Source organism: Pseudoalteromonas sp. SG44-17 (assembly GCF_014164235.1).
GTDB classification, from domain to species: domain Bacteria; phylum Pseudomonadota; class Gammaproteobacteria; order Enterobacterales; family Alteromonadaceae; genus Pseudoalteromonas; species Pseudoalteromonas rhizosphaerae.
In genome coordinates, this window is the sequence record NZ_JACJEV010000008.1 from 19441 (window position 1) to 36575 (window position 17135).

Annotated in this window: 17 protein-coding genes; 4 read left to right on the forward strand and 13 right to left on the reverse strand. The window is 40.4% G+C overall.

Features of this window, described 5'->3' with window-relative positions; all coding sequences use genetic code 11:
- Positions 1-175: 175 nt before the first annotated feature.
- The 4 genes from H5182_RS07880 to H5182_RS07895 form a co-directional block, all read right to left on the reverse strand.
- Positions 176-328 carry a DUF2256 domain-containing protein gene (locus tag H5182_RS07880; RefSeq protein ID WP_182731067.1) on the reverse strand — a complete coding sequence of 51 codons (153 nt, stop codon included), beginning with the start codon at positions 326-328 and terminating at the stop codon, positions 176-178.
- Positions 318-1832 (reverse strand): cryptochrome/deoxyribodipyrimidine photo-lyase family protein, encoded by a 1515-nt coding sequence (locus H5182_RS07885; protein WP_182759843.1) that lies wholly within the window; start codon positions 1830-1832, stop codon positions 318-320. The genes H5182_RS07880 and H5182_RS07885 overlap by 11 nt, the downstream gene beginning before the upstream one ends.
- 169 nt (positions 1833-2001) lie before the next feature.
- A complete protein-coding gene (locus H5182_RS07890; protein WP_182759844.1) occupies positions 2002-2967 on the reverse strand; it encodes a carbohydrate kinase in 966 nt (321 codons plus the stop codon).
- Between the two features lie 463 nt (positions 2968-3430).
- A complete protein-coding gene (locus H5182_RS07895; RefSeq protein WP_220497081.1) occupies positions 3431-4588 on the reverse strand; it encodes an ROK family transcriptional regulator in 1158 nt (385 codons plus the stop codon).
- A 288-nt stretch (positions 4589-4876) separates the two neighbouring features.
- On the opposite strand from H5182_RS07895, the gene fucP reads away from it, so the two are divergent.
- Positions 4877-6184 (forward strand): L-fucose:H+ symporter permease, encoded by a 1308-nt coding sequence (gene fucP, locus H5182_RS07900; RefSeq protein ID WP_182759845.1) that lies wholly within the window; start codon positions 4877-4879, stop codon positions 6182-6184.
- A gap of 80 nt (positions 6185-6264) precedes the next feature.
- Here the strand turns inward: fucP and H5182_RS07905 are convergent, their stop codons facing one another.
- A complete protein-coding gene (locus H5182_RS07905) occupies positions 6265-7578 on the reverse strand; it encodes a DASH family cryptochrome (RefSeq protein ID WP_145237447.1) in 1314 nt (437 codons plus the stop codon).
- Between the two features lie 94 nt (positions 7579-7672).
- Here H5182_RS07905 and H5182_RS07910 point away from each other — a divergent pair, with 94 nt between their 5' ends.
- Positions 7673-8284 carry a flavin reductase family protein gene (locus H5182_RS07910; protein ID WP_145237753.1) on the forward strand — a complete coding sequence of 204 codons (612 nt, stop codon included), beginning with the start codon at positions 7673-7675 and terminating at the stop codon, positions 8282-8284.
- A 97-nt stretch (positions 8285-8381) separates the two neighbouring features.
- Here H5182_RS07910 and H5182_RS07915 read toward each other — a convergent pair whose 3' ends face one another.
- Positions 8382-8810, reverse strand: coding sequence for an OsmC family protein (locus tag H5182_RS07915; RefSeq protein ID WP_145237444.1), 429 nt, complete (start codon positions 8808-8810; stop codon positions 8382-8384).
- A gap of 219 nt (positions 8811-9029) precedes the next feature.
- Positions 9030-9629 carry an FMN-dependent NADH-azoreductase gene (locus H5182_RS07920; protein WP_182731070.1) on the reverse strand — a complete coding sequence of 200 codons (600 nt, stop codon included), beginning with the start codon at positions 9627-9629 and terminating at the stop codon, positions 9030-9032.
- A 361-nt stretch (positions 9630-9990) separates the two neighbouring features.
- Between H5182_RS07920 and H5182_RS07925 the strand changes: the two genes are divergently transcribed.
- Complete coding sequence (locus H5182_RS07925) at positions 9991-10494, forward strand: DUF6622 family protein (RefSeq protein ID WP_182731071.1); 504 nt, start codon at positions 9991-9993, stop codon at positions 10492-10494.
- A 44-nt stretch (positions 10495-10538) separates the two neighbouring features.
- Here the strand turns inward: H5182_RS07925 and yghU are convergent, their stop codons facing one another.
- The 3 genes from yghU to H5182_RS07940 form a co-directional block, all read right to left on the reverse strand.
- A complete protein-coding gene (gene yghU / locus H5182_RS07930; protein ID WP_182759846.1) occupies positions 10539-11378 on the reverse strand; it encodes a glutathione-dependent disulfide-bond oxidoreductase in 840 nt (279 codons plus the stop codon).
- 235 nt (positions 11379-11613) lie between these two features.
- Positions 11614-12210, reverse strand: a complete 597-nt coding sequence (locus H5182_RS07935) for a rhomboid family intramembrane serine protease (RefSeq protein ID WP_182759847.1) — start codon at positions 12208-12210, stop codon at positions 11614-11616.
- Positions 12211-12313: 103 nt separating this feature from the next.
- A complete protein-coding gene (locus tag H5182_RS07940; protein WP_149980845.1) occupies positions 12314-12997 on the reverse strand; it encodes a type 1 glutamine amidotransferase domain-containing protein in 684 nt (227 codons plus the stop codon).
- Between the two features lie 144 nt (positions 12998-13141).
- Between H5182_RS07940 and H5182_RS07945 the strand changes: the two genes are divergently transcribed.
- Complete coding sequence (locus tag H5182_RS07945) at positions 13142-14065, forward strand: LysR family transcriptional regulator (RefSeq protein ID WP_149980844.1); 924 nt, start codon at positions 13142-13144, stop codon at positions 14063-14065.
- An 8-nt stretch (positions 14066-14073) separates the two neighbouring features.
- Here H5182_RS07945 and H5182_RS07950 read toward each other — a convergent pair whose 3' ends face one another.
- From H5182_RS07950 to H5182_RS07960, 3 genes are all read right to left on the reverse strand, one after another.
- Positions 14074-14808 (reverse strand): dienelactone hydrolase family protein, encoded by a 735-nt coding sequence (locus H5182_RS07950; RefSeq protein WP_182759848.1) that lies wholly within the window; start codon positions 14806-14808, stop codon positions 14074-14076.
- A 69-nt stretch (positions 14809-14877) separates the two neighbouring features.
- On the reverse strand, positions 14878-16203 hold the full coding sequence (locus H5182_RS07955) for a glycerophosphodiester phosphodiesterase family protein (RefSeq protein WP_182759849.1): 1326 nt from the start codon (positions 16201-16203) through the stop codon (positions 14878-14880).
- Positions 16204-16272: 69 nt separating this feature from the next.
- Positions 16273-17118 (reverse strand): carboxylate/amino acid/amine transporter, encoded by an 846-nt coding sequence (locus H5182_RS07960; protein ID WP_182759850.1) that lies wholly within the window; start codon positions 17116-17118, stop codon positions 16273-16275.
- Positions 17119-17135: the final 17 nt, after the last annotated feature.

Sequence of the window (17135 nt, forward strand, 5' to 3'; positions counted from 1 at the left end):
TAAGGTAATTTGGGTATACCAATTTACAATTCATAGTATCCCTTAATTTATTTTACTTACCCTGAAAAACCACCGTTAGGATAATTATTGCTATTTATTATTAATAATAACAATGATGTTACCGTATTTTTAGAATCAATAACAAAGCTTTGTTCTGTTTAACTGCAAATTTTAGCTAGCGCGTTGACTCTTCGTTTTTACTGCGTTTACAGCGCTGCGAGCAGTAAATAACGTTATCCCAGTCGCGCTGCCATTTTTTACGCCAAGCAAAATCACGTTTGCAAGTGGGGCAGGTTTTTTGCGGTAAAGTTAGTTTTTTATGAGCCATTGTGATGGTTTGTCTTTGTACTTTTTGATCTAGGGGCGATGCTTACATGCTTTTTTAAAATCGCAGGAATAGCGCGCTTAACCTCAATACGTTCGCGATATTGCCAAAGCCGTTCTCTCGCTTCTTTAGACGCTTTGGTTAAATCAATCATCGGTGCAGGGTAATCGTCACCTAGTTTAAAGTCGTTAAATAATGCTTCCATGGGTGTTTGCTCCCAAGGTTCATGCAAGTATTCTACAGGCAGCTTTTCAAGCTCTGGGCACCATTTTTTTATAAATTCACCGCTCGGGTCTTGATCCTCAGATTGTTTAATCGGGTTGTAATGTCTAATAGTATTAATGCCCGTAACCGATGCTTGCATTTGTATTTGCGGGTAGTGGATCCCCGGTTCAAAGTCTAAAAAATAGTTAGCCAACGGCAGGCTTGCATGTTGCCAGCTGATGTTTAAATGATGCGTAACAAAACTAACTAACATAGCGCGCATTCTAAAATTAATATAACCGGTGGCTTTTAAACAGCGCATACAGGCATCAATAATAGGAATACCGGTTTGCCCCTGTGCCCAGCGTTCAATATCGCTAGTAACTTGTGCGTCATCACGATATGGAAATGCATGGTACCCCGGATTTAATGCTTTTAATTCCATGCTGCATTCGCTTTCAAACTTTTGCATAAAATGGCAATGCCAGTGCAGGCGAGATACAAATGCAGCAAGCGGGCGCTTCCAACCTTTTTTATCAGCATGAGTGCTATGATATGCGTCAATCGCCATTTGATACACTTGCCTCAGGCTGATATTTCCCCACGCTAAATAGGGCGATAGCCTAGAGCAATGAGTACGGCTTAAACTAGGGCTAGATATTCCTTTTTGATAACCCTTACCGCGTTCAGCAAAAAAACTTTGCATTACTTCACGGGCAAGTCGTGGGCCCCCATGCTGAAAATATTCATTATCTTGCGTATAGGCACTAGGCAGCTTGGGTGTTTTATAGTCAGTAAGGGGGAGTGGCTTTATTTGCTTCCAGTTAGGTATAGCAATAGGTGCTTGCATGGTTTGTTGCCAGCGTTCGTTCCAATTGTGGCGATTTTTTTTGCCACGTATCACAGCCCCGGTTGGCGACTCTAACCAGTTAATATGATGGTGTTGGCACCATGCTTTAATGGTTTTATCACGTTCAAAAGTGTTGTTTAGCCCTATTTCTTGATGGCTAAAAATGTTTGTGATTGCAAACTGCGAGTGAAGCGATTCAAGCAGGGTTTGCATGTCTTCATTAAATATATACACGCGGCTATTAAAGCGAGCTAGTTGGGTATTTAAATCAACAATTGATTGATAGACAAAGCGCCAATGCCGCTCGTTGTAATGCCCATCGTCAAGCAGTAAAGGTTCAAAGTTATAAATTAATAGTGTGGGCAGGCAATTACTAAACGCATTTTTTAAAGGCTGATGATCGCTTAGGCGTAAGTCACGTTTAAACCAGACTATGTTTATTTTTTCTTTCATACTGGTGATATCAAAACCGTATCGTTTATAAATAATTAGGCATAAATAGTTTTATACGTATTAAATGTAAAAGTAGTTTAAAAGCGATTTTGTTAGACGACTAAAACTAAAAATATGAGTTTTAGTCGTTAGTATAGAGGTTACAAATAGGCTGCTTGATTGTAAGTGCTCAGGCAGACAGGTCTTGCTGCGTTGGTAAAGCGTCGAATGCACCAAACTTTGCGACAGTTGAGGCGCCACACTTAGTTGCAAAGTCGATTGCTTTTAATACGTTTTCAAAATTATTGACCCAATCAGTAAATTCGTTTTTATCACTTACTAGCGAAGCTACTTGGTATAAAAAACCGCCTACAAAAGCATCACCGGCAGCTGTGGTATCTACGACATTCGCTGGTGGACAAGGATATGTACCACTAAATGAGCATGAGGAAAATGTAATTGGCTCGCCACCATCAGTCATTAAAACCAATGACACGCCATTGTCTACCCAGCTTTTTATTGCGGTTTCAATATGCTCAATGCCATACAGGGCTATCAGCTCATCTTTACTTGCTTTAATAACATCAACCGTTTTAGCTATATCATTAATAATGGATGGGGCTGTAAGTGGTTCATCCCAAAAGGCAGGTCGAAAATTAATATCAAAGCATGTAACCGAGTCTGCTTCTTTAAAGTGTTTTAGTGCATTTAACGTAGTATTTAATACGTTAGCCTTAGCTAAAGAGCCTGAGCAAAAACTCACTATTTTAGGGGCTGCAAATAAAGAGGGGGTTAAATCGGAAATCTGCAAATCATAATGCGCGGCGTCTTTATCGTAAAAATCAAATGTACGTTCACCGCTTTCATCTAATGAGACAAAGGCTAGTGCAGTTTTACCTTTTTTAGAAAAGCTAACATGTGATGTTTTAACATTATTTGTATCGAGTGCCTTTATTAAAAAACGACCAAACGGATCATCGCCTACCTTACCAAGCAATGAGCTCAAACCGCCTAACTTTGCTACGGCGACAGCTACATTTGCGGGGGCACCTCCTGCAAATTGAGTGAATCCTAGCTCGCTGCTTAATACTGTTTTATCTATACAATCATTTGAGAGTAAATCAATTAAGGCTTCACCAATTGCAACTACTTCCATTACGTTATTCCTATAAAAATTGTCAGGGTATCGTCTCGTTTTAAACGATACCTTTGGTTAAATCTAAGCCTTGACCACCAAGACAGTTATTGATTTTGGTGTCAAAAAATACGTCGCTTTATGTATCTTCTCGAATCAAGCCAGCTAACTTAGCTGGGTTAATGGCATTGATAGATTCACTCTTTTTTGACCAGATGTGCCCGTTACGATTATGTGCCCAAATCCTAAACCATTTTTTGCTTTTTGTTGCGTGTGATTACAAACTTGCTGTTTTATCAGCCCGCCTCACCAGTTTGGGCAAATTTGTAAATAGAATGTAGAGAACTAAAAGAAATAAATCAACTATTATTACTTATTTTTTTGTACAAGTTTATGGAGTTATTTAATTGAATTTATTTGCGGGTAATCCAGAATATCAAAGCGCCGGCGAATAGCGCCGGCTGCTTGATAAATTTATTGGAAGCTAGTTGTGGGAAAGGCTGACGTTATCTTGAGAAAAATTTATAATTAACGGTAGGTTAGCGCAACCTATTGATTGAGCTTTAGCACCAATAGAGCCGCTTTGTACGGCACAGCGATATATGCCACGATGATCGGCTTGGCTTAATTTTAACTTTGTTGCTAATACTATTTTTTCTCTTACATTGATAGGGATTGCACCATCAATCACAATGGCTTCAAAATCAAAAATAGCCAGTGAGCACAGTGCTGCATAGGCAAGGCCATCTGCAACTTGATCTATCCATTTATCTAAAACAGGGCCTAAATCTCCCCAATATTTTTTTGAACTCCACACTATGTCGGTATTGTAACCATCATCTTTAAGCATTTTTTCAAGTATATACAGCGAAGACTGCATGATCAGCTGTTGCGATGTTAGTTGGCCTTCACTATTGAGTACAGGCCTTGGTAATGAGCCAATAGCTCCCGCATTGCCTTTTTTACCAGTAAATAAGGTTTCATTTATAACGACTCCACCACCAATAAAAGTGCCAATAAAAATGTATAAAAAATCAGTAAAGCGAGCTGGGTTGCCAAAGCTCAGCTCTGCTGAGCATGCTGCGGTATCATCATTACATACATAGACAGGAAGAGAGATGATCTGATTGATTCTTTGTTTAAAATCGAAAGACTTCCACTCATTCATTACTTTCTTTGGTGCGCCAGCTTCTTCAGTCCAATTCCAAATTTCAAAAGGAGTTGCCACACCAATACCTAGAATACGCTCGGCTAACTCGTCACTTAAGCTCATTTTAAGTACGCTGATACCTTTTTCAAGAAAAGTGAGCAGACTATTTACAGTAGGGTAGGCACAGTACTCATTTAAGGTTGCGCGTATATTTCCGACCAAGTCAATTAAGGTTAAATCATAACTTCGGCGACCAACTTTTAAGCCGATGCCAAAAGCACCATCAGGATTTAAGGCAAACGGAATAGTGGGTTGGCCAACACGGCCACGCTGTGGCTCTTTTCTTATTAATAACGACTCGGCTTCTAAGCTATTGATAATAACTGTAACGGCTTGTGCAGAAAGACCCGTTTTTTGTGCTATCTCGGCTTTTGGCGCACTCCCTTGTTGACGAATTAAAGACATAATTCGACGTTCATTGTGAGCACGCAAGCCAGATTGGCTTCGGCCTTCTTGTGAGACGAGTCGAGGGTTTTTAGCTTTGATAATGATTCCTGTCTAATCTGTTATTGTCTTGAATAACTTAACTAATTGTACACTGAGCGGACATACTTGGCGACAGCATTGGTTTTATTACTGTGCTGATCATTTAATATTAAATTAACGACAGAGTACAATTAAGTATTGTTAAATGTAATAAATAACTATAGTTGATTTATTGACGAGGTGATATTTACCTGTTTAAATGCTTTACTCAAAGTTAACAACTGAGACATGGCAATGACCACACACACACATACAAAAACACCTCTTGTCTCTAAGGAGATGGTGGTTCCCTTTATTTTGCTTGTACTTTGCTTTGCAGCATGGGGTGCTGCAGCAAATATGACTGATCCGTTAGTTAAAGTATTTAGTAAAATATTTACTATGTCTTCAGTGCAATCGGCACTTGTACAGTTTAGCTACTATGGCGCCTACTTTTGCTTAGCCATTCCTGCCGCTTATATAAATAAACGCTTTTCTTACAAAACGGGAGTATTGACAGGCTTAGGCATGGCTGCGATGGGGGCATTTATGTTTTATCCCGCAAGCCAAGCAATGACTTACGGCTTTTTTTTAGCCGCTTTATTTGTGTTAGCTGGTGGTCTATCTATTTTAGAAACTTCAGCAAACCCCTATGTGATGGGAATGGGAAATCAGCAAAGTGCAACCCGTAGATTAAATTTAGCGCAATCTTTCAATCCTGTTGGTACTAATATCGGTGTGTTTTTAGCCGCAACCCTTATTTTACCTAGCCTAAATATAGCTTCCTCAGATGAGCGTGCAGCTATGAGCGCTGAGCAACTAACTCAGGTAATAAAAGCAGAACTAGATGCGGTTATGGTGCCTTATGTGGGTATGGCTTGCGTACTTGTGCTTATTTGGCTGGCAATTGCATTTACTAAAACATCTAACTTTTGCAAACAAAAAAAGGTATCTAAGCATGTCGATTTTCGTGCAACCTTTAAACGATTATTTAAAAATACACATTATCGCTTTGGCGTTATTGCGCAGTTTTTTAATGTTGCAGCGCAAACCTGTGTATGGACCTTTACCATTCAATACGTTATGGAAGCACTTGATACAAACGAAGTGACCGGTGGAACGTTTTTGCAATACAGTATGATCACTTTTCTGTTCTCTCGGTTTGTGATGACATGGCTTATGGGATTTATTAGACCAGCAAAACTATTAATGGCAACCTCTGTAATTGCGACGCTACTATGTTTATATATGGTGCAAATGCCAACTATAAGTGGGGTTTGGGCTTTAGTTTGTATATCGGCTTGTTTATCGTTAATGTTTCCCACTATTTACGCAATTTCATTACATGGTTTAGGCGATGATGCAAAGTTAGGTGCTGCCGGATTAGTAATGGCTATTTTAGGTGGAGCGATAGTACCCGTGGTACAGGCTGTATTTATTGATACCTTCAGTGTCGCTTTTTCTTATATTGTGCCAGCAGGCTGTTTTATTATTGTGGCTGGTTATGCAGCATTTGATTTAAAAACAAAAATTAGAACATTTAATAATGTGGCACCTTGCTAAAATGTACAAAACCGAGTCTAAAAGGCTCGGTTTTGTATGCTACAACTTTTATTCTCACCACCGCTATTCTTTAAGCATTATTAACTGCTTAACGGCCAATCTGCGGCATCTAACGAGTCTATAGCGTGTACCTCATCACCTTGCCAGTGATTAATAAATTGATTATTAGCATCGTAGGTTTGGGTTTGCTTTACTAAATTGAAATGCCTACCCGAGCGAGGATCCGCGCCAACACCTGCAAGGTATTGCCAATTTCCCCAATTAGATGCCACGTCGTAATCAATCAGTTGTTGTTCAAAATAAGCAGCGCCAAAGCGCCAATCTAGCTTGAGCTCGTTTACCAAGCAGCTTGCAACTAATTGCCGGCCACGATTTGACATATAGCCGGTTTTATTCAGCTGTTTCATACATGCATTGACAATGGGATACGGTGTTGTGCCTGTGCACCATTGCTTAAATCGCTGTGGGTAAAAACTGGTTAGTGGCTTACGCTTTGTAATTCCGGCAAAAGAAAATAACTTATTGCCATAACGCAGGCTGTATAGTTGAAAGTATTCACGCCACAGTAATTCAAAATAAATCCAGTAAGTTGAGTCGTTTGCGCCATGAATGTGCTCATAATTACGCAAAGCGTTGACTATTTGCCGAGCACTAATGCAGCCATTAGCAAGCCAAGGAGAAAACTTGGTTGAGTTTTCAATACCAGCTAAAGCGTTGCGAGTTTCTTTGTAGGTAGATGGATTAGCACTTGAAAAGTAATCAGCTAGATGATCAGTCGCACTTTGTTCACCACCTGCGAATAACGTTCGTTCTTTACTGACATTAGGCAATGTAGTTGGCCAAGGCATTGGAGCAATTAAAGGTCTGGCTATGTACACTGGAGGATCTAAAAGTGTATTTATAGTGGGCGTTGTTTGCTCAATTAGCTTTCTGAATTGGCTAAATGTTGCTGGCAGTTCATTAATAGTAAAAGGAAGTTGCTGGTTGTCATATAAGGTAAATGTATTAGCTTGTTTAATAACAAGATCACCATGATTTTTCGCTACATTGAGTAGCGTTTGCTGCTCATCGTAACCAATTTGTTCACTGCAATATAGAGTACGCACGTTGTGATGGTGATAATAATGTTCAATCACCTCATGAGCAGCTTGATGGTAGATCACTAAATGTTGCCCATAGTCTTTCAGAGTATTGTTTAACTGTTGTAAAGATTGCGCTAAAAACTGCCAGCGATGTTGTCCCATTGATTGGCAATCATGGTGATTGCTTTTAAACCATTGAGGGTCAACACAATATATAAAGCTAAGTGCTGTATCTTGCTTTGCAGCAAGAGAGATTAGTGCGTTATCGCTTAGTCGTAAATCGTTAGTAAACCAGTACAAAGAGTGTGTCATAGTAATAAAGCGTTTTTTTCATTTACTTTGTCTTTAATACGTAACAAAGTGAAAAGGCGTTTAGTTTAATGAGTTTAAATTTAATGAGGTGATGATGTATTTTGATTTAACTGATCCTGACGAGCAAAAAGGGGCATACAGTAAATTGGTTGGTGGGATCACGCCAAGGCCTATCGCATGGATAAGCACGTTAAGTAGTGATGGCGTGGCGAATATTGCGCCGTATTCATTTTTTACCGTGGCAAGTGTAAACCCGCCAGTGTTGAGTGTGACTCAGGTAAATCCAGCTGAGAATCAAAACAAGGATACCTTAAACAATTTACTGGCCACAAAAGAGTGCGTTATCAATGTGGTCAGTCATAATCTGGTGGAGCAAATGAATCAAAGTTGCGGTAATTTTTCTTCGCAAACTAGTGAATTTACGGCTGTGGGGATCGCATCATGTGCAAGTCAATCAGTAACTCCATTGGGGGTGGCAGCAGCTAAGGTTCGTTATGAATGTAGCTTACGTGACGTGGTCACTATTTCTGAACAAGCAGGTGGCGGGCAAATGATGTTATTAAATGTAGTTGGTATTTATATTGATGAAAGTGTACTTGTTAACGGCTATATTGACCCAAGAGCTTTAAATACCGTTGGTAAAATGGGCGGAGATTACTTTACGACAACGCATGATTTATTTAGCTTGGCTAGGCCAGAGATTTAGCTGAAATTTTACGTTTATACCTTTTACGTATAGTAAAAACCGTGCAGTAAAAAGCCAAGTAATAATTACTTGGCTTATATACGGTTAATTTTTTAGCTTAGTTGAGTGCCATAGTGAGAGATATCTCAGCATTCATTAATTTTGAGATAGGGCAGCCTTGTTTGGTTTGCTCGCACAGTTTTTTAAATTCTGATTCAGCAATACCGGCAATTTTTGCCTCTACACTTAAGGCTATATGACTAACCTCAAAGCCATCATCCACTTCATCTAAACTAACCACTGCACTGGTGGTGATATCATCAGCAACGTAATTTGCTTCAGTTAACGCAAGTGATAGCGCCATACTAAAGCAAGCACTGTGCGCCGCAGCTATTAGTTCTTCTGGGTTAGTGCCCGCTTTATCTTCAAAGCGCGTATTAAAACCATAGGGCTGATTATCTAAAGCGCCGCTTTCGGTGCTAATTTGACCTTTACCAGATTTAATATCGCCAGACCAATGTGATTGTGCAGATTTCTTAATCGTCATACTCATCTCCTTTGTAATAATTTCGCTAACTGTGAAAAGATTTCACCTTTGCATAGCGAAATGGGCGGTTTATAGAGAGTGTTGCAACATAAGCACCAAGTTTACAAAAGTATTGAATGTTGAGTTACACGGATCCACTGACGATAAGAATGTGTAATAAATGAAATCAGCATGGCTAACTAAAAAGCGGTCCTTACTGACCGCTTGTTTATCAAAAAATTAAAGTGCCGATACGTAATCTGAAATTTCTTTACTAGCGGCGTTTTTGCTGTCATCACCACCTGGCATATTTAGGCCTTCAGCATAAATAAAGTCCACATCGTTGATACCTAAAAATGCAAAAAAGTCTTTTAGATACTTAGTTTGCGTATCCATATCAGTACCTAAGTACATACCGCCACGAGCAGCAAGAATAACTACTTTAGTGTTTTCAACTAACCCAACTGGGCCTGTTTCAGTGTATTTAAACGTAATGCCAGCGCGAGCAACACGATCGATCCACGCTTTTAATGTAGATGGAATACCAAAGTTATACATAGGGACGCCCATCACGATGAGCTTATTATTTTGCAGCTCAGTGACCAACTCATCAGAAATAGCAGCCAGTTTGTTTTGCTCATCGCTGCGTTGTGAAGGCTCTGTCATCCATGCGCCCATTTCAGCTTGAGTTAGGTGTGGTAATGAGTTTTCGGCAACATCACGACGAGTCACTGTAATGTCAGTTTTTTGTGTAAGCTCAGCAATGAACTGCTCACTAAGCTGATGTGAATTACCGTTTTCACCGTTGAGTGATGAGTTGATTAATAATACGTTCTTCATAGCCGTTCCTTTAATTGTAAATTACTAATAAGAGCATATCCTTTTATATTACAAATTAACAATGCAATTTAATGGCTTAACCATTCGATTTAAGAGAATGTTTTAGTTTGCTGCTGAGTGGTTTTTGGTTATCAAATTGCGCTGTTGTTTTGCTACGACTGAAATGATGGCGATTACACTCTGCGATATTTGTTTGTCGTCGCCTTTTACTATTCTCTAAGTTAGCATCGAGATGGCCCATTAAGCTTGCTACGTATATAAAGGTTAAAAAAATGTAATTGTAACTTTATTAATTATTTAAATAAGATTAAGCTCAAGGCACTAATACAATAAGCAATAACAACAATAAAAAGGAAGTTTAGTGATTGATATAATTAAACATACACCGCTGTGGGTGTTCGCGTTATTTGCCGGCCTGATTGTGCTTGGTGTCAAACAAACCCGAGCAAGAGAGGTCACGTTACGCAGTGTTTGTGTGTTACCTGTCGCAATGGCTGGCCTGTCAGTTTTTGGGGTGTACTCCGCATTTTCTGGTGTAATTGCATTAGCAGTTTGGTTTGTGTGTTTAGTACTTGGTTGGGGAGTCGCTCGTCAATTCGGTTTGCCAAAGGGAGTGCGCTACATAAGTGAGCAGCATGTGTTTCATATACCTGGTAGCAAAGTACCATTTATACTAATAATGGCCATTTTCTTTACTAAATATTGTGTTGGAGTGATGTTGGCAATACAACTAGCAGTTACGCAAAGTACAGAATTTATGGTTATTGTCAGCGCGATTTACGGTATTTTAAGTGGCATATTCTTAGCTCGCGGCTTACAGATCCTGCAGGCGCGAAATAACCAAATAGATTTACAGCCAGCATAAGTAACAGCGCGGTTAGTCATACTAATCGCGCTGTTAGGTTTTCGTTAAAAGTCGCTTTTACTGTGGCGCTCGGCTAGTTGCTCATCTTCTGGTCCCCAAGTCTGGTTAACTCTGCGACCACGCTTTACTGCAGGGCGGCGTTCAATCTGTTTTGCCCAGCGCATCACGTGGGTATATGATTCAACATCTAAAAACTCGGCGGCGTCGTATAAATATCCCAATACCAGCGAGCCATACCATGGCCAAATAGCAATATCTGCGATTGAATAGTCACTACCAGCCATGTAATCATGATCACTTAAATGGCGGTTTAATACATCTAGCTGGCGTTTAACTTCCATCGTAAATCGGTCAATAGGATATTGCATTTTGTGTGGTGCATAGGCATAGAAATGACCAAAACCACCGCCTAAATAAGGTGCTGATCCCATTTGCCAAAATAACCAGTTACGGCATTCGGTTTTACTGGTGTGGTCGCTTGGCACTAGCGCATCAAACTTCTCTGCTAAGTATTGTAAAATAGCACCTGATTCAAACACCCGCGTTATAGGGGTCGTACTGTGATCCATCAGCGCTGGAATTTTTGAATTAGGGTTAACACCCACAAAGCCTGAGCCAAATTGATCGCCATCGCCGATTTTAATTAAAAACGCATCATATTCGGCTTCAGTGATACCAAGCTCTAATAGTTCTTCAAGCATGATGGTGACTTTTTGGCCATTAGGGGTTGCCAGTGAGTAAAGCTGAAGAGGGTGCTCACCAACGGGTAAATCTTGCTGGTGCGTAGCGCCTGCAATTGGTCGATTTATTTTTGCCCAGTCACCGCCACTTTCCGCGTCCCACAGCCATACTTTAGGCGGGGTATAGTTTTCGCTGTTACTCATCAAAACTCCTTAAACGTTGGTTACTTTAATTAAGGTTACGAACAACCCATCCTAGTTGATCATTTAGAGCAAGGGAAGCAAAGATAACTTTCATTGGTAATATGAAGATCATTTAGATGAGGTCATGGATGGCCTTATCCACGAGGGTATAAAGCGCTAACCGAAATAGAGAAAGCGCAAATTTATTTAATCCGAGATAATGACGGTTAATATTTTATCTTTAACCTTGCTAACTTTAAAGCTTGTAACTTGCGCTTTTCTTATCTTGTTTTGCTAAATAATAGCCAATAAGAATACCAGCGAGTGCGCCAAACAGGTGGCTTTCAAATGACACATGGGGACGCTGTGGCAAAACACCCCAAATTAAACCACTATATAAAAATATCACCGCGACACTAATAGCAATGGCCTTAAATGACCGATGCATAATGCCGTAGCAAATTAAAAAGCCCCACAAGCCATAAAGTACACCGCTCAGGCCAACGTGAATATTAGCGCGACCAAATAGCCAAACCAGTAATCCTCCAACCACAGCAGTAAAGATAAATACAGCCCAAAACCGTTTGACGCTATATTGGCAGACTAGCCAGCCAAGCACTGCAAATGGGATTAAGTTACTAAGCAAATGTGCCCAGCCGCCATGTAAAAAAGGCGCGAAAAAAATACCCGTTAAGCCACTTAGACTGCGAGGGTAAATACCTAATCCATTTAAGTTAACGCCTGGTAAGCTATTAATAATTTGCAGTAAAACACACAATAAAATAATACCAATAAGCGTAAAGCGTTTACTGACTAGAGGAGGAATGCTCAAAGAGCTTTTTGGGTTTGCCATACATCACTTAATTTTAAATATGTTTGACTGAGTATACCTATCCTGATGCTTAATTGAAAAGCCTTGCTGGGTTAAGCAAGGCTTTAGTTACAATATTAAAGAATTAGCCTAATTGGGTCAGCAGTTTTTGCGCTGCAAGCTCAGAGCTGGCAGGATTTTGACCGGTGATCAATAAGCCATCGACTAATGCGAGCACACCCCAATCATCCGTTTTTTGGTAATCACCGCCTTTTTTGATCAGCTCATCTTCTACCAACAATGGAACAATGTCAGTAAGTTGCACTGCGGCTTCTTCACTGTTGCTAAAGCCAGTTACTTTCTTACCTGCAACCAATGCACTGCCATCTGAATTTTTAGCATTTAAAAACACGGCACTTGCGTGGCAAACAGCTGCAACAGGTTTTTCTGTTTTGATAAAGTCTTCAATCAATGAAATTGAGTCTGTATTGTCAACTAAGTCCCATAATGGGCCATGACCGCCTGGGTAAAATACGGCGTCAAAGTCGCTGGCATTTACATCACCAAGCGCTTTTGTATTGGCCATCAATGTTTGTGCTGCACTGTCGTTATCAAAACGTTTTGTAGCATCTGTTGCGGCATCAGGTGCGGCGCTATTTGGATCAATCGGTGGTTGCCCGCCTTTTACTGATGCGAGTGTAACCTCAGCACCGGCATCAATAAATGCATAATAAGGAGCCGCAAATTCTTCGACCCAAAAGCCCGTTTTATGACCGGTATTGCCAAGCTCTGCATGAGAGGTAAGAACCATAAGTATTTTTTTAGCCATAACCATATTCCTTCTGATGATTTAAATTTTTAATTTATCTTACTAACTACTATATGCACTAAGGTTACTTTAAACAACGATGATAAATTCAACTTTATTGGTTTAATAATTGATACAATAAAGTAAGTCAGTATAGGAGATCTTATGAAGGTATCGTTTGAGCAACTCAAAAGTATGGTGGTATTTGCACAAATTGTAGAGCAGGGCAGTTTAACGGCGGCCGCCAAACAATTGGGGTTTACTCGTGCAGTGGCAAGTTATCACTTAAAAAAATTAGAAACCCAACTGGAAGTGACGCTGCTTAATCGTTCAACGCGAACTATGGCTCTGACCGAAGCGGGGATTGCTTATTATGAGCGCTGCAGAATTATTACTGAGCAAGCTAATGCGGCTAAACAGCAAATAGAAAATATAAAAAGCGAACCACAAGGCTTACTTAAAATTAGCTGCCCGGTGAATGTCGGTATGCAGTTGGTTGTGCCTGCAATCAATGATTTTAAACGTCAGTATCCCAAAATCGATATTGATTTACAGTTAAGTGACGAAGTGATTGATATTATTAAAAATGGCTTTGATTTTGCGATTCGCGGTGTGGCGCTTAGTGACTCCAATTTACAAGCGACTAAACTCACTACGATGAGTACCTGTATTTGTGGCTCGCCAGATTATTTTGCCCATTACGGTAAACCTAAAACTCCAGCGCAATTAAGCGAACATCAATGGGTGGTGTATCAGCTCGGCAGTAAAACATTAACGCTACAAAAAGATGGTAAAAAGCATAACTTAACTATGCAAGGTGGTTTAAGGACTAATAACGCTGCGGCGCGAACTGCTTTTGTTGAAGCAGGCCATGGTATCGGGCGTATTCCACTTTACGATGCATGGCCAAAAGTTCAAGCTGGGCTATTGGAAATTGTACTCGATGACTATAAAAGTAAAGATATAGAACTTTACGGCGTATTTCCACCCGGCGGCGCCGATTCTAAGAAGCTGCGCTTATTTATCGATTATTTAAAAGATTATTTTATAAAAAGGCATACCGCATTGGGTATGCTTAAAAATGTCTAATTTATGGCTTACAAAGTACGGTTAAATAATGCAACGGCTTGCTGGTACATGGTGATTGCTAGTGCGCCGTCGTATCGCTCACCCTCATCACGCATAAAGGCATGTTGGGCGTTAACTTCTTGCCATTGGTAATTAATACCCATACTAACAGCTTGTTGATAAATTTTGTCGCGACCTTGTTGTGGCACATGGGGGTCTTGCTTTCCCCAAATAAAGTGAATCTCACCTTGTATATCAGCCATGCGTTCAAACGAGTTATTACCGGCTTGTGCGGGGAGTGTATCGCTATGAATGTCGGTGGCATATAAGCAAAATGCGGCTTTTATGTGTGTGTTTAATGCGGCTCTATAAGCTAAGTGACCGCCAATACAGACACCCATAGTACCTATAGAGCCGGTGCAATAATCTTGTGTTTGTACAAAGTCGAGCAACGCTTGGGTATCGCTATCGTGGGATTCAAGTGATTTTGCCCACTTATCGTTATTACCTTTATCTTTACCCGCATCATCATAAGCAAGCACTGTCCCGATAGGGTTTAGCTCATGAAACACTTCTGGCACAAGTACTACAAAACCATGGCTTGCTAAAAGTGCAGCGCTGCGAGCAATAGGCGCGGTTTGCTGAAATATTTCAGAATAAAAAATAATCGCGGGAAATTGCCCTGACATTTCGGGGCGGTAAACCGTGGTGCGCATTAAACCTGTTGGGGTAGGCAAGTCTGCATGGTGGTGTTGGATGATCATAAAAGCGCTCAGTTAAATAATATAAAATATATGGTAACTGAGCGCGATAAAATAAACACGCCTTAAAGTTTAAATACTTGCAGGCATTTTATTACAGCTAGCATAGTAACTTACGGTTGCTGGCCAATCGGAAAATATCCCCATGACCCCCACTTCTTGTGCTAAAACATCAACCACAGTTAACATGTCGCCATCGTTATCTATAACATCACTAATAGATTGATAATAATAACCGCCGCCTTCATTTAGAGGGCCAGAGCGTTCAAGGCTCCATGCAATAATATTAAGCCCTGCGGCCTTAGCATCTATAGCGTACTGTGAGGGTACAATATTACTGTCGTTATCTATGGTTAGCAGCATCCAAATAGGGGGCGCTATAATTTTAACGCCATCAGTAGCTAGCTCTGCCATGCTTGGCTGCCATGTTGCTGCGTTATTAGGATCAAACCCTGCATTGCTGTCGCGACCATCCAAATACACACTTTGCGCTGCAAATTCAGGATTAGTGCTAATCCAATATTCTACGTCGGCTAGGTTAAATGATTGCGGATAAACATGGTTTGCGGGTACGTCCATTTGCGTGTATTCATCCAGCATTTTTTGTGCATATTGCGCTTGAGTCATACCATTAAAAGGCATGCTCACTTGAGGCGATTTCAGCTCTGGGGTCATTTTTACACCCAGCTCTTTAAATAGCGCAATACTTTGTTTATGGGTCATGAGTGTACCTGAGGTGGCGTATAAATCAGTGCGCCAACTCGGTGTTCCATTCATATAATCGTTAACATTGGTGGCATTGGTGTTCGCGCCATCCATTTTACCCTCAAGGGTTAAAAATTCCGCCAGGCTAATATCGCTGGTGCAACATTTAGCTGCAGCGGGTGTACCACTGTTAGGATCCGCTGGCGTAAATGGCACGCTGCATTTAGCGGCAAGTTCTGGGATCGCTAAAATATTAGTGGTGGTATGTAAATCGCATTGTGAATGGCGGCATACCAGCTCTTTATCATTTGTAAACGTCACATCGCACTCGACAATGCCAGCGCCCATACGAGCTGCTGCAATGTAAGATTCTTTAGTGTGCTCTGGGTATTGCATAGGTGCACCGCGGTGACCAATTGAAAAATCAGTACGATAAAAAGGGCCGTCTTTGCACGATTCTAATTTTGTTTTTAGTGCGCTGGTGGCCATATCGTCAATTAAGTAGTCGGGGCGAGCACCGAGTTGAATATTCGTACCTTGCGCTACTTCAACAATAACCGGGGTAGGAACTTTAACAATTTCAACTTCAGTGTTGGTAACAACCACTTCTTTTTCGACTATTTCTACATCGTCATCGCAGCCAGCTAGTGTAATTAATAATAAACAACTAGTCAGTAAAGGTGTGAGCTTCATTATTTGTCCTTAAAAATCAGAGTGGACGCTACCTTACTAATTATTAGTGACAGTTTAACTACAGAGTAATTAATTTACTCTTTTAGCCATTATTTGGTTTACCACTAAGGCAAATAGCATAACCCCCGCGCCAATACTTAATCTGAGTATGTCCGCGTCTCTATTCCAAATAAGTACATTAACAACAATGCCTGCAGGAATAAGCAAGTTGTTCATCACCGCCAGTGCGCCCACATTGACAAGCGTGGCGCCTTTATTCCACATAAAATAGCCAACACCAGATGCCACAACTCCTAAATAAATCAATATGCCCCATTGTGTTGAGGTGCTCGGTAATTTGTTTGAGTTACCAAATAAGACATAACAGCTACTTGCAACAATCAGTGCACCAATAAAAAACCAGCCAAATACAGTTTTATCATCAAGCTGCTTACCTAGCATTAAACGTTTGTAGGTTACTTGTCCTACAGCAAAACTAATATTAGCGCCTTGTACCAGTAATAATCCGACTAAGAAGTTACTGTCTAAGTTTTCATAGCGAATAGTAATTGCACCCAGCACGGCAATAAAAGCGACTATAAAAAACTGTGGGTTAAAATACTTGTTGCACGCATCGTTTAATAACGTGATGTAAAGCGGGGTCATTACAGTAAATAGCAGTACTTCAGGCACACTTAAGAACAAAAATGAGTGGTAATAAAAGCTATACATAATACCGAGTTGTACTGCGCCTATCAGCATGAGTTTGCAAGCAAGTTGGGGAGGTGTTCGTTTTAAAAACGGTAAAAATAGCAGTGTGGCTAGGGCTACGCGAATTAATACACTAAACCAAGCATCAACTTGACCTGCTAAATATACGCCAATTAAACTAAATGAAAACGCCCATAATAGAGTGACGGCAAATAAGTAGCCCATAGTGCTTACTCCAAACT